The organism is Streptomyces sp. NPDC054956, assembly GCF_053609185.1.
Window position 1 is genome coordinate 1 of record NZ_JBSGXB010000224.1, and the last position, 12736, is coordinate 12736.

At 72.9% G+C, this 12736-nt stretch carries 11 protein-coding genes and 1 riboswitch; of the genes, 5 read left to right on the forward strand and 6 right to left on the reverse strand.

The window, feature by feature from the left end; genetic code table 11:
* Positions 1 to 168: 168 nt before the first annotated feature.
* The 4 genes from ACWGDE_RS27750 to ACWGDE_RS27765 form a co-directional block, all read right to left on the reverse strand.
* The gene (locus ACWGDE_RS27750; RefSeq protein ID WP_453391762.1) at positions 169 to 1689 is read right to left on the reverse strand and encodes a cobyric acid synthase; all 1521 of its coding nucleotides are present in this window, start codon (positions 1687 to 1689) and stop codon (positions 169 to 171) included.
* Entirely contained in the window at positions 1686 to 2675 is a 990-nt protein-coding gene (locus ACWGDE_RS27755; protein ID WP_453391763.1) for a cobalamin biosynthesis protein, read from the reverse strand. Before ACWGDE_RS27755 ends, ACWGDE_RS27750 begins: the two co-directional genes overlap by 4 nt.
* A 37-nt stretch (positions 2676 to 2712) precedes the next feature.
* Positions 2713 to 2863, reverse strand: a riboswitch (cobalamin riboswitch).
* Positions 2864 to 2987: 124 nt separating this feature from the next.
* A complete protein-coding gene (locus ACWGDE_RS27760; protein ID WP_453391764.1) occupies positions 2988 to 3209 on the reverse strand; it encodes a hypothetical protein in 222 nt (73 codons plus the stop codon).
* A gap of 28 nt (positions 3210 to 3237) precedes the next feature.
* A complete protein-coding gene (locus ACWGDE_RS27765; RefSeq protein WP_453391765.1) occupies positions 3238 to 4506 on the reverse strand; it encodes an anion permease in 1269 nt (422 codons plus the stop codon).
* Between the two features lie 399 nt (positions 4507 to 4905).
* Between ACWGDE_RS27765 and ACWGDE_RS27770 the strand changes: the two genes are divergently transcribed.
* Positions 4906 to 6045, forward strand: coding sequence for an alpha/beta hydrolase family protein (locus tag ACWGDE_RS27770; protein WP_453391766.1), 1140 nt, complete (start codon positions 4906 to 4908; stop codon positions 6043 to 6045).
* 209 nt (positions 6046 to 6254) lie between these two features.
* Positions 6255 to 7667, forward strand: a complete 1413-nt coding sequence (locus ACWGDE_RS27775; RefSeq protein ID WP_453391767.1) for a hypothetical protein — start codon at positions 6255 to 6257, stop codon at positions 7665 to 7667.
* A 36-nt stretch (positions 7668 to 7703) separates the two neighbouring features.
* On the opposite strand, the gene ACWGDE_RS27780 is transcribed toward ACWGDE_RS27775, so the two are convergent.
* Together ACWGDE_RS27780 and ypfJ are read right to left on the reverse strand one after the other, a co-directional pair.
* Entirely contained in the window at positions 7704 to 8099 is a 396-nt protein-coding gene (locus tag ACWGDE_RS27780) for a VOC family protein (RefSeq protein WP_453391768.1), read from the reverse strand.
* A 76-nt stretch (positions 8100 to 8175) separates the two neighbouring features.
* On the reverse strand, positions 8176 to 9066 hold the full coding sequence (gene ypfJ, locus ACWGDE_RS27785) for a KPN_02809 family neutral zinc metallopeptidase (protein ID WP_453391769.1): 891 nt from the start codon (positions 9064 to 9066) through the stop codon (positions 8176 to 8178).
* 299 nt (positions 9067 to 9365) lie between these two features.
* Between ypfJ and ACWGDE_RS27790 the strand changes: the two genes are divergently transcribed.
* The 3 genes from ACWGDE_RS27790 (at position 9366) to ACWGDE_RS27800 (ending at position 12512) form a co-directional block, all read left to right on the forward strand.
* The gene (locus ACWGDE_RS27790; RefSeq protein WP_453391770.1) at positions 9366 to 10964 is read left to right on the forward strand and encodes an ABC-F family ATP-binding cassette domain-containing protein; all 1599 of its coding nucleotides are present in this window, start codon (positions 9366 to 9368) and stop codon (positions 10962 to 10964) included.
* 374 nt (positions 10965 to 11338) lie between these two features.
* The gene (locus tag ACWGDE_RS27795) at positions 11339 to 11560 is read left to right on the forward strand and encodes a helix-turn-helix domain-containing protein (protein WP_018518904.1); all 222 of its coding nucleotides are present in this window, start codon (positions 11339 to 11341) and stop codon (positions 11558 to 11560) included.
* 172 nt (positions 11561 to 11732) lie between these two features.
* Complete coding sequence (locus tag ACWGDE_RS27800) at positions 11733 to 12512, forward strand: enoyl-CoA hydratase/isomerase family protein (RefSeq protein ID WP_453391771.1); 780 nt, start codon at positions 11733 to 11735, stop codon at positions 12510 to 12512.
* Positions 12513 to 12736: the final 224 nt, after the last annotated feature.

A 12736-nucleotide genomic window follows, 5' to 3' on the forward strand; every position in this document is an offset into this window, starting at 1 on the left:
GGGCTCCGCCCCGGACCCCGTACGTGCGCTGCGCGCCCGTGCACTCAAGCGCCGGGCGGGCTGGATTTTCCAGCCCCGCCGGCGTGTGAGGCGCGGGGGTCCGGGGGCCGGCCCCCGGGTTCGGGAAGGGGCGGGTCGGGGAACAGCCCCGCAGGGCCGGGGCCGGCGTCACGGCGCGCCCGGGGGGAGGAACGGGAGGCCCGCCGGGGCTCCCGTCTCGATCAGGCTCAGCAGCGCCGCGGTGTCCGCGTGCTCCTCGATCAAGTCGCCGAGCAGGTCCAGCTGTTCCTCCCGCAGGGCGGCGAACGACGTGTCCGGGGCCGGGACGAAGCGGCGGCCCGCGGCCGCGGCGACCTCGCGGAGGAAGGCCCGGCGGAAGCCGTCCGACTCCAGCGAGCCGTGCCAGTGCGTGCCCCACACCGAGCCGACCCGGCAGCCGTCCAGGAAGGGGGTCCCGCCCAGGACTTCGGCCACCCCGTGGTGGATCTCGTAGCCGGAGACCTCCTCGCCCAGCGCCGTACCCACCGGCCGCGCCAGGGTCTTCTCCCGCTCGAACCGCACCCGTACGGGGAGCAGTCCGAGCCCCGCCACGGCACCGGCCTTCGACTCGACCTCGTCCTCGATGTGTTCGCCCAGGACCTGGAACCCGCCGCAGATCCCCAGCACCGTCCGCCCCTCGGCGGCCCGCCGCGCCAGTGCGTCCGCCAGCCCGCGCTCGCGCAGCCAGGCGAGGGCCTTCACCGTGCCGCGCGTGCCCGGTACGACGACCAGGTCCGCGTCGGCCAGTTCCTCGGCGCGGTCCACGAACCGGACCACCACCCCCGGCTCCGCCGCGAGCGCGTCGACGTCCGTGAAGTTCGACATCAGCGGTACCGCGCACACCGCGACTCGCAGCACGTCCTCGCCGACGGGCGGGGCGACCACGGATTCCCGTACCGCTCCCCGCAGGGAGACCCGCAGGCCGTCCTCCTCGTCGATGCCCAGCCCGTGCTGGAAGGGCAGCACCCCGTACGTCGCCCGTCCGGTCAGCCCGCGCAGCATCTCCATGCCGGGCTCCAGCAGGGTCACGTCGCCCCGGAACTTGTTGACCATGTAGCCCGCGATCAGCGACTGGTCCTCGGGGGAGAGCAGCGCCGTCGTACCGAAGAAGGACGCGAAGACCCCGCCGCGGTCGATGTCGCCGACCACGACCACCGGGAACCGCGCGGCGCGCGCGATGCCCATGTTCACGATGTCGGTCCGGCGCAGGTTGATCTCGGCCGGGCTGCCCGCCCCCTCGCAGATCACGGCGTCATACGTGCCCCGCAACTGCTCCAGGCAGTCCGTGACGATGCCGAGCAACTGCTCCTGCCTGCCGCCGTGGTAGCCGCGGGCGCTCATCTCGCCCACCGGCTTGCCCAGCAGCACCACCTGGCTGCTGCGGTCGCTCCCGGGCTTGAGCAGCACCGGGTTCATGAGTGCCGTCGGCTCCACGCGGGCCGCCTGGGCCTGCATGGCCTGCGCGCGCCCGATCTCGGCGCCCTCGCGGGTCACGAAGGAGTTCAGCGACATGTTCTGCGCCTTGAACGGGGCCACCTTCACGCCCTGGCGTGCCAGCCAGCGGCAGATGCCCGCCGTGACCACGCTCTTGCCCGCGTCCGATGTCGTACCGGCGACGAGGAGCCCCCCGCCGCGCTTCGCGCCGCTCATGCGCGCCGCCCCTTCTTCGTCGTAGGCGAGTCCTGCGCGATCCGCGAGATCCGTGGGACGAGCGCCCGGGCCGCCACACAGGCCCCCAGCGCCACCCACGTCACCTGCCGCGACAGCCGTACCGCCCGCTCGATGTCCGCGACCTCCACGGGCCGCCCCTCCTCGCCGTTGAGCACGGCCCGGTGCTCGACCCGCCCCCCGTACGCGAGGGTCCCGCCCAGCCGTAGGCCGAGCGCCCCGGCGAACGAGGACTCCACCGGCCCGGCGTTCGGGCTCGGGTGCTTGGCCGCGTCCGCGCGCCAGGCCCGTACGGCTCCCCGCCGGTCGGGGCCGGCCAGGACGGCGGCCAGCGCGGTCAGCCGGGCGCCCGGCCAGCCCGCGACGTCGTCGAGCCGGGCCGAGGCCCAGCCGTAGCGCAGGTGGCGGGGGGACTTGTGGCCGACCATCGCGTCCAGGGTGTTCACGGCGCGGAAGGCCAGCAGCCCGGGGACTCCGGCGACGGCGCCCCACACCAGGGCCCCGACCACCGCGTCGGAGGTGTTCTCGGCGACCGACTCCACGACGGCGCGGGCCATCTGCTGCTCGTCCAGGGAGTGCGGATCGCGTCCGCACAGGTGCGGCAGCCGCTCCCGGGCCGTCTCGGCGTCCCCGGCGGCGAGTGCGCCGCCGATGGCGCGCGCCTCCCGGCCCAGCGAGGTGCCGCCCACGACGGCCCAGGTGGCGGCGGCGGTCAGGGCGATACGGGCGGCGGCGGGCCGGGAGCGCACGGCGCGGGCGCCCAGGACGCCGATCGCGGCCGCGCCCCCGGCGCAGACCAGGGTGTGTACGGCGCCCCGCGCGCGGTCGTCGCGCCACAGGGCCCGTTCGACGGCGGCGGCGGCTCGTCCGAAGGCGGCCACGGGATGCCCTCGGCGCGGATCCCCGAGGATCCGGTCGCCGATCAGGCCGGCCGTGGCGCCGTACGCGAAGACGCGGTCGGCACGCATGGTGGCAGGTATGTCCTCACTCAGGGTCCGCGCCCTGGTTCGACGTGTCCGGCGGCGAGAGTTCCTGGCTCCCGGTCGCACTCGGCCCGAGCGCTCCGGTGACAGTGGCGGGACCGCGCCGGAATCGCACCGGACTTCCTCTCCATGCCGCCGTATTGGCTCGGGCAGTCCACCACGCACCGCGAAGGCCCGTCAACTCGCCGTTGACCTGCGACGGGGTGACGCGGACGGGCGCGCCGGGGCACGCGGGGGCACACGAAAGCTCCCCCCGGGAGAAACCCGGAGGGAGCCTTCGAAAGGGGTGCCCGCGCGTCAGGAGACGATCAGGTAGATCCCGTAGGCCACGGCCGCCGCGCAGAGCGCGAAGCAGGCGTACGCGCCGCTGCGGGCCAGGGTGGCGGCGCCGCCCTGCTCGGTGGCGGCCTCGTGCTTGGAGAGCCCCATCAGACCCAGGGTGAAGAGGGTCACGAGGGCGACGGTGGCGGAGAGGCTGACACCGAAGACGGAGCCGAGTGCTTCCCAGTCGATCTTCATACCGCTGATTCCTCTGTCGTTCTCGGGGTCAGACCGCGGCGGCCGGAGCTGCCGGAGTCGTGGTCGCGGCCGGGATGGTGGCCTTCAGTTCCTCGTCCGTGACCGCGGCGGTGCTGCCGGCGGCGGCGACGGTCGGGGGAACGGTGACGGCCGCGATCGCCGTGGTGACGACACCGGGCTCGCCGGCCTCGGCCGACGGGACCTCGTTGACGTTGTTGTGGTCCACGACCTGACGGCGGGAGATGAGCCAGATGGCCACGCAGGAGCCGACCAGGAAGAGCGTGACGGCGGCGACGCCGATGTCACCGGAGCGCATGACCAGCTCTGCGCCGGCGGCGACCAGGGCGGCGGCGGGCAGGGTCAGGCCCCAGGCGAGGAACATCCGGGAGGCGGTGGACCAGCGGACCACGCCGCCCTTGCGTCCCAGGCCCGAACCCATCACGGCGCCGGAGCACGCGTGGGTGGTGGAGAGGGAGAAGCCGAGGGAGGAGGAGGCCAGGATGACGCTGGCGGCCGAGGTCTGGGCGGCGAAGCCCTGCTGCGGCTGCAGGTCGGTCAGGCCGCTGCCCATGGTGCGGATGATGCGCCAGCCGCCCAGGTAGGTGCCCATCGCGATGGCCAGACCGGCGGAGACGATGACCCAGACCGGCGGGTTGGAGCCGGGAGCGATGGCGCCGCCGGCGACGAGCGCCAGGGTGATGATGCCCATCGTCTTCTGCGCGTCGTTGGTGCCGTGGGCGAGCGAGACCAGACCGGCGGAAGCGATCTGGCCGGCGCGGTAGCCCTTGGCCGAGGTCTTCTCGCCCATGCCCTTGCCGACCTTGTACGTGACCTTCGTGGCCAGGTACGCGGCGGCGCCGGCGACGATCGGAGCGGCGACCGCGGGGATCAGCACCTTGGTGACGACGACGCTGCCGTTGACCGCGCCCATGCCGGCCGAAGCGACCGCGGCGCCGATCAGGCCGCCCATCAGGGCGTGCGAGGAGCTGGAGGGCAGTCCGACCAGCCAGGTGACGAGGTTCCAGAGGATCGCGCCGACCAGGGCGGCGAAGATGACCTCCGGCTGGATGCCTTCCTCGTTGACCAGACCCTTGGAGATCGTCTTGGCGACCTCCACGGACATGAAAGCGCCGACGAGGTTGAGCACGGCGGACATGGCCACCGCAGTCTTGGGCTTGAGGGCGCCGGTCGAGATGGTGGTGGCCATCGCGTTGGCCGTGTCGTGAAAACCGTTCGTGAAATCGAACACGAGAGCGGTGATGATCACGATCCCGAGGAGAAGCGTTATGTGCTCCATTTACCCAGGCTTCTGTTTGACGTCAGTGGTTAGTGGACCGTAGGCAACCTGGATGAACGGAAGGTGAACTGGCAGGGGCGAGGCGGTGTATCAACACGGCACGGGATCGGGACCTTCGCCCCGATTCGGGTGTGGATATATCGATTAATGCATGTCACGGCGGGGTGTCCGCACCATTACGGGCGGGACTTCCGGTACGCCGCCCCGCGCGGCCGGGGCTCCGGAAGAGACCCAGATCACCCTCGGGAGGCGCCCGCCGGGGCCGCCCGCGCGGACAAGCGGAAGGACTCCGGGACGGCGGCGGAGGTCCTCCGGGACGGCGGCGGACGACTCCGGGACCCGCGGACGCGATGATCTCCTCCGGTGGCCCGCCGCCCCGTCCGCCTCGACACTGGAGCGGTGCGCACCGCTACAGCGACGGCCGCGGCCGTCACCACGACCTTGCTCGGCGCCGGCGCGGCCGTCACCGCCGCCGCCCTCGCCGGCCGGTACGCCGCCGACGCGGCCCTGCGGACCGAGCCCGGCCGCCCGCTCCCCGGCGGGCCCCTGCTCAGCGTCCACTCCACCGCCGCCGGCCGGGTCGAGCTGACCCGCTCGCTGGCCTCCCTGCGCCCCGGCACCTACGGGCTCACCGCGCCCGGGGTGCACGCCGTGGTCGGGCCGGTGCTCGCCGACGCCCCGCACGGGCCCGACACCGTGGTGCGCCGGCTCGTCGCCGTCACCCACGGCAGCCTCGACCCCGGCACCCGCGTCACCCTCACCCCCCAGGTCCACCTCGGGAACCCCGGCTCAGCCCTCGGGCTGGAACACGCCGACGTGGACGTCCCCGGCGAGCTCGGGGCGCTGCCCGCCTGGTTCGTCCCCGCGGCCCGGGACACCTGGGTGATCACCGTCCACGGGCTCGGCGCCACCCGCGAGCACCCGATGGTGGTCATGCCCTTCCTCCACCGCCACCGGCTGCCCGTCCTGGACCTCGGCTACCGCGGGGACCTCGGCGCCCCCGAGTCCCCGGACGGCCTCGGCCACCTCGGCGAGTCCGAATGGCGCGATCTCGACGCCGCCATCCGCTACGCCCTGCGCTACGGAGCCCGCCGCGTCGTCCTGCACGGCTGGTCCACCGGCGCCACCATGGCCCTGCACGCCGCCGAGCGCTCGGCGCTGGCCGAGCGGATCTCCGGGCTGGTGCTGGACTCGCCCGTCCTGGACTGGCACACCACCCTGCGCGCGCTGGCCGCAGCGCGCCGCACCCCGGCCCCGCTGCTCCCGCTCGCCGTCAAGGCCGCCGAGGGCCGTGCGGGCCTGCGCGCCGACCGCAGGCCCCCCGGGTCCGATCCGGCCGCGCTGAAGATCCCCGTCCTGATCTTCCACGGCCCCGACGACGCGCTCGCCCCCTGGGAACCCTCCCGCCGGCTCGCCGCCGCCCGGCCCGACCTGGTCACCCTGCGCACCGTTCCCGAAGCCGGGCACGGTGCGATGTGGAACGCGGACCCGGCCGGATACGAAGAGGCCCTGCGCCGCTTCCTGACCCCTCTCATGTAGGCCGGAGGCGGGCCCGTACCGGAGCCCGGCGCGCGAAACACCGTGTGACGGGTCGTCCGCTCCGACGTCTCCGTCATCTCCGCCGTCGGCGCGGCGCGAGGGTCGCGAGGGGCCGGGCGGGCGGCTTGTCCCGGTCTGTCCATCCACTGCCCCGTGGCAATGGCCGGTTCCGTTTGGGCTTTCGGCCGGTGACGGGCGAGACTGCTCACGTGACGTCCCGAAAGCCTGATGAGCAGTTGGCTCGCGACTCCAGACTCCGACTCGTCGCCCCGCGGTCCGTTGCCACGGCCCGCAAGGCGGTGACCGACCGGCGAACCCGGACCACCCCCAGGCCTCCGGCGGGCACCCCCGCCACGGCCGACCTCGCGAACAGGGCCCGCGCCTCGCTCGCCGACGCCGTACGGCTCGCCCGCTGGGCCGAGCTCAACCTCGGTGCCGGAGACGGCGGCAGGCCCGCACCGCGAGGTGCCCTGCCGGCCGACGACGTCGAACGCGCCGCCGCCGAGCTGCGCCTGACGCCGGGCCAGATCCGGGTCGGCTGGGACCGCGCCCGGCTCTCCGGCCTGGTCGAGGTGCACGGCGGCCATGCCCGCCCCGGCTGGCGCCTGCGCGCCTGGGACCGGGACGACACCGCCGTACTGCGCGGCTGGGTCGCCCTGTTCGACGCCTGGTCACTGGTCCACCCCGCCCCCGCCGACATCGCCCCCGCGGCCGTCGCCGAGGTCGTCGAGGCCATGCCCCAGCTGCTCTCCCTGCTCCAGCTCTCCGCCGGTCCCGTGACCGTCCCCGACCTGCTGGACCTGCTCGGGCAGCGCGTCGACGAACTGCGCGACGAGCGGTGCGAGGTCCCGTACGAGTCCACCGCGCAGGCGCCCGGCCCCGAACAGGCCGCGCCCCCCGTACCGCTCGCCCGGCTGCTGCGCTGGGCGCTCGGCGGGCTCGCCGCCGTCGACGCCGTCACCCTCGGACCCGCCCGGGCCACCCTCACCCCGCTCGGGAGCTGGGCGGTCTGGGTCAAGCTGGAGCAGATCTGCGTCGCCGCGCAGAGCCCGGCCGGGAACATCGAGCAGTCCGCCGCGGCGATGCTGCACGGCTGCGCCCGGCTCACCCCGGGTCCGGCCCGCGCCGAGTACCAGGCCTGGCTGGCCGCCCGGCCCGTCGGCCACGCCGTCTCCGAGCTGCTGCAGGCGGCCCGCGGCGAGGACGCCCTGCTGCGCGGGCTCGCCTTCGAGGCGCTGCGCGTGGTCGGAGCCCCCGCCGAACCCGAGGTCCGCGCGGCCTCCCGCGAGGCGACGCTGCGCCCCTACGCCCTGCTCTGGCTCGCCGTGCACGACGGGGTCGACCCCGACGAGGCGCAGGACGTGCTCACCGCCGAGGAACAGACCTGGCTCTGGGTGGACACCGCGGCGGCCATCGCCGACCACGGCGAGGCCGAGCTGCTCGCCCGCCACCTCGACTCGGCCGTGCGGACCACGGTCCCGCGGCTGCTGGACGAGGTCCGCGCGGTCGGCCATCCCCGCACGGTGCAGGTACTGGTCGCGCTGGCGGCCGCGCACCCCGACCCGGCCCTGGCCAAGGCGGTCCGCCGGGCGGCCTTCCAGGTGCACACCGGCGGCGCGTAGCGCCCGCGCAGCACGTACGGGCGTACGCGCCGCGGGTCAGACCTGCGGCGCGTACGTCCCGAAGCTCCACACGTTGCCCTCGGCGTCGCGCGCCATGTAGTCCCGCGAGCCGTAGTCCTGGTCGGCCGGCTCCATCAGGATCTCCGCGCCGTGTTCGACGGCCCGGCGGTGGTGGGCGTCCACGTCGTCGACGACCACGTAGACCCCGGCCGGGCCCGCCGCCTCCATGGCCTTGTCGAAGGCCCCGCCGCGGCCCTTGCTGCCGAGCATCACCATGCCGTTCCCGTAGGACAGCTCCGCGTGCATCACGGACCCGTCCTCGCCTTCGTACGCGGCGACCTGGGTGAAGCCGAACGCCTCCGTCAGCTGCTGGATGGCGGCCCTGGCGTCGGCGTAGAGCAGGGTCGGATAGATGGACGGAACGCCTGCCATGGCGACCACTTCCTTCGTGCCGGGTGGGGACGGTGGGCGGTGACCCGCGTCACAGCATGGCAGGCGCCACCGACACTCAGCGGAAGGTGTTGCACTGGGCCATGTCGCCCGTGCGGTAGCCCTGGTAGAACCACTGCTGGCGCTGCTCGGCGCTGCCGTGGGTCCAGGACTCCGGGGTGACCCGGCCCTGGAACTTCTCCTGGATCCGGTCGTCGCCGACCGCGGCGGCCGCGTCCAGGCCGTCCTTGATGTCCTGGTCGGTCAGGCTGGTGATCAGCGGCTTGCCCGTGGACTCGTCCGGGGTCTTCGTCGCGTTGTGCGCCCACACCCCGGCGTAGCAGTCCGCCTGCAGCTCGACCCGTACGGCGTTGCTGTTCGCGCCCTGCCGGCCGTCCTGGGCCTTCTGCAGGGTGCCCGTCAGGTTCTGGATGTGGTGCCCGTACTCGTGGGCGACCACGTACGCCTGGGCGAAGGGGCCGCCGCTCGCGCCGAACTTGGTGCGCAGCTCGTTGAAGAAGCCCAGGTCCAGATAGACCTGCCGGTCACCGGGGCAGTAGAACGGGCCGACCGCCGAGGTGGCCGCGCCGCAGGCGGTGCCCACCTTGCCGGTGAAGAACACCGTCTGCGCCGGGCTGTACTGGGCGCCGCGCTTGGCGAACTCCTGCTTCCAGAAGTCCTGGGTGCTGTTGATCACCGCCACCAGCCGGCAGTCCTCGCGCGCGTTCGCGTCCTGCCCGGTCTTGCAGGTCTGCTGCACCTGGGCCGCGGAGGACGAGGTCGCCGCGGGCTCCGGGCTTCCGTCGGAGAGCCCCAGCTGCTCCGGACCGACCCCGAAGAACAGGCCCATGAGGAGCGCGATGAAACCCAGGATGCCGCCGCCCACCGTGGCCCTCCCGCCCGGGATGCGGCTGCCGCGCACGTCCTTGACCTCGGAAGTGTCCAGATTGGCGTTGTCGTCGAACTGCATCCCGCACCGCCCTGCGTCGTGAAACTAGAGGGGCCCGCGTCCACCCCTGCGGCGAGTATCAACCCGTTCATCCTGATACGCCCTTCGGTCCGGCGGCGTGATCCATGGGCCGAACGGGGGACACGGGGAGGCAAGCGGGACCCGTCCGGCGGCGGAGCGCGTAGGGGCGGACGGCCCGGAAAGTAGTTGCGCACCCCCGGTAGAATGACTCCCATGGCAAATCTCCTCGCGGATTAGCGGCGTCGAAGCATCGCGTCCTGCCCCCCTTCCGCCGTCCCGACCCGCCCTGGAGTATTTCCGTGATCACCGCCACCGGCATCGAGCTGCGCGCCGGCGCCCGCATCCTCATCGAGAACGCTTCCTTCCGCGTCGCCAAGGGCGACCGCATCGGCCTCGTGGGCCGCAACGGAGCCGGCAAGACCACCCTCACCAAGTGCCTCGCCGGCGAGGGCCAGCCGGCCGGCGGCACCATCACCCGCTCGGGCGAGGTCGGCTACCTCCCGCAGGACCCGCGCACCGGCGACCTCGAGGTCCTGGCCCGGGACCGCATCCTCTCCGCGCGCGGCCTCGACGTCCTGATCAAGAAGATGCGGATGAACGAGGAGCGCATCGCCTCCGGCTCCGGCGCCACCCGCGACAAGGCCATGCGCCAGTACGAGCGCCAGGAGACCGAGTTCCTCACCAAGGGCGGCTACGCCGCCGAGTCCGAGGCCGCGACCATCTCGGCCGCCCTCAGCCTGCCGGACCGGGTGCTCGGCCAGCCGCTGCACACCCTCTCCGGCGGTCAGCGCCGTCGCGTCGAGCTCGCCCGGATCCTGTTCTCGGACGCCGACACCCTGCTCCTCGACGAGCCGACCAACCACCTCGACGCCGACTCGATCGTCTGGCTGCGCGACTACCTGAAGAACTACCGCGGCGGCTTCATCGTGATCTCCCACGACGTCGACCTCGTCGAGACGGTCGTCAACAAGGTCTTCTACCTGGACGCCAACCGCTCCCAGATCGACGTCTACAACATGGGCTGGAAGCTCTACCAGCAGCAGCGCGAGGCCGACGAGAAGCGTCGCAAGCGCGAGCGCCAGAACGCCGAGAAGAAGGCCGCGGCGCTGAACTCGCAGGCCGACAAGATGCGCGCCAAGGCCACCAAGACGGTCGCCGCGCAGAACATGGCCAAGCGCGCCGAGCGGCTGCTCTCCGGCCTCGAGGCCGTCCGCGCCTCCGACAAGGTCGCCAAGCTGCGCTTCCCGGACCCGGCGCCCTGCGGCAAGACCCCGCTGACCGCCGAGGGCCTGTCGAAGTCCTACGGGTCGCTGGAGATCTTCACCGACGTGGACCTGGCCATCGACAAGGGCTCCCGCGTCGTCATCCTCGGCCTCAACGGCGCCGGCAAGACCACGCTGCTGCGCCTGCTCTCGGGCACCGAGAAGCCCGACACCGGCACGGTCGTCCCCGGCCACGGCCTCAAGCTCGGCTACTACGCCCAGGAGCACGAGACCCTGGACCCGGAGCGCTCGGTCCTGGAGAACATGCGCTCCTCGGCGCCGGACCTGGACCTGGTCGCCGTACGCAAGACCCTCGGCTCGTTCCTCTTCTCCGGCGACGACGTGGACAAGCCCGCGGGCGTCCTGTCCGGCGGCGAGAAGACCCGCCTGGCCCTGGCGACCCTGGTCGTCTCCTCGGCGAACGTGCTGCTGCTCGACGAGCCCACGAACAACCTCGACCCGGCCAGCCGCGAGGAGATCCTCGGCGCCCTGCGCACGTACAAGGGCGCGGTCATCCTCGTCACGCACGACGAGGGCGCCGTCGAGGCCCTGGAGCCGGAGCGGATCATCCTGCTCCCGGACGGCGTCGAGGACCTGTGGGGCCCGGACTACCGGGACCTGGTGGCCCTCGCCTGAGCCGCTTCCGCTTCTGCCCTCCCCGTCCGTGCGGGGGTGATCCAGTTCCTTATGGATCATTCGGCTCAGGCGTGATCCATCATCTGAGTGAGACGGTCTCGTACCGCGCCGCGCTCGACAACGGCCCCGGCCGCATCCGTATCGATGCGCGACCGGGGTCTCGGCTTTCCCCGTTCCGGCCCCTGACCTGGTGATTCACCCCGGGGGCGCGGAAATGTGACGGAGGTCATGCAGCGGAAGAGAAGATTCCGTTCTGCTCGGGTGTCCACCGCGCGAGAAATGCCGTCGTACCGACCTTGCTGAATGGGTGGCCAGGAAGGCGGGGAGGGGTGATCATGAGAAGTCCAGAGCGCACTTCCCATGAGGAGGCACGGGTGGCCGAAACTCTGAAGAAGGGCAGCCGGGTAACCGGCGCCGCGCGCGACAAGCTCGCGGCAGACCTGAAGAAGAAGTACGACTCCGGTGCGAGTATCCGGGCACTGGCCGAAGAGACCGGCCGGTCCTACGGATTCGTCCATCGGATGCTCAGCGAGTCCGGAGTCACGTTGCGTGGTCGCGGTGGCGCGACGCGCGGCAAGAAGGCGGCTACGGCCTGACCATCGGTTCCGTTTGGTTCCAAAGGTTTTTCCGTACTCAGCTTCATCGGTTCCAGCTCCACCGCCTTCGGTGACCCCCCGGTCGGCTCCATGGTCGGCTGGGTGGTTACTGTGCAGTCACTTAGGCCGAGATCGCGGCCGACCGACCGCACAACCCACCGGAGGCACACAGATGGCTCTGCTCGACAAGGACGGCGTACGGCTCACCGTCGACGAGACGGTCGCCACGGTGACACTGACCAATCCGGCCAAGCGAAACGCTCAATCCCCCGCGCTCTGGCGGGCGTTGACGGAGGCCGGACGGTCGTTGCCGGGCACCGTCCGGGTCGTCGTGCTGCGCGGCGAAGGCAAGTCCTTCTCCGCAGGGCTCGATCGGCAGGCATTCACCCCCGAAGGCTTCGAGGGCGAGCCGTCCTTCCTCGACCTGGCGCGCGGTTCGGAGGAACTGCTCGACTCCACCATCGCCGAGTACCAGGAAGCGTTCACCTGGTGGCGGCGCAACGACATCATCTCCGTCGCCGCCGTTCAGGGGCACGCGATCGGTGCCGGATTCCAGCTTGCCCTCGCGTGCGATCTGCGCGTCGTCGCGGACGACGTGCAGTTCGCCATGCGCGAGACCGGGCTGGGGCTGGTTCCCGACCTCGGTGGCACCCAGCCGCTGACCTCGCTGGTCGGCTATGCCCGCGCGCTCGAAATCTGCGCGACGGGCCGCTTCGTGCATGCCGAGGAGGCCGAGAGGGTGGGCCTCGCGAACCTGGTCGTCCCCGCCGGTGAACTCGACGCGGCGGTCCAGGACCTCACCACGGCGCTGCTCGCGGGTCCGCGGGACGCGGTGATCGAGGTCAAGGCGCTCCTCCAGGGCGCCACCGCCCGGACGTACGACGCCCAGCGCGCGGCGGAACGCGCAGCCCAGTCCCGCCGCCTCCGCGACCTCGCGGGCCTCTCGGACTAGCCGCGACCGGGTATCCCGGGGCTCCCCGCCCCGGGCTCCCCGCGCCCGGCGCTCCCCGCCCGGGGCTCCCCGCGCGCCCGGACACCGGCGGCGCAGACCGCGGTGCCGTGCGGCGCCGCTGCACGGGGGCCGGCCCCGCCGACCCCCGCTCCTCACACGCCGGAGGGGCTGAAAGATCGCCTCAAGCGCCGGCGGGGCTGGATTTGGCCGGCGTCGGCCTGCAC

Coding starts and splice junctions, on each gene's coding strand:
- ACWGDE_RS27750 (WP_453391762.1), bottom strand. CDS start 1,689: ATGAGCGGCGCGAAGCGCGGCGGGGGGCTCCTCGTCGCCGGTACGACA.
- ACWGDE_RS27755 (WP_453391763.1), bottom strand. CDS start 2,675: ATGCGTGCCGACCGCGTCTTCGCGTACGGCGCCACGGCCGGCCTGATC.
- ACWGDE_RS27760 (WP_453391764.1), bottom strand. CDS start 3,209: ATGAAGATCGACTGGGAAGCACTCGGCTCCGTCTTCGGTGTCAGCCTC.
- ACWGDE_RS27765 (WP_453391765.1), bottom strand. CDS start 4,506: ATGGAGCACATAACGCTTCTCCTCGGGATCGTGATCATCACCGCTCTC.
- ACWGDE_RS27780 (WP_453391768.1), bottom strand. CDS start 8,099: ATGGCAGGCGTTCCGTCCATCTATCCGACCCTGCTCTACGCCGACGCC.
- ypfJ (WP_453391769.1), bottom strand. CDS start 9,066: ATGCAGTTCGACGACAACGCCAATCTGGACACTTCCGAGGTCAAGGAC.
- ACWGDE_RS27800 (WP_453391771.1), top strand. CDS start 11,733: ATGGCTCTGCTCGACAAGGACGGCGTACGGCTCACCGTCGACGAGACG.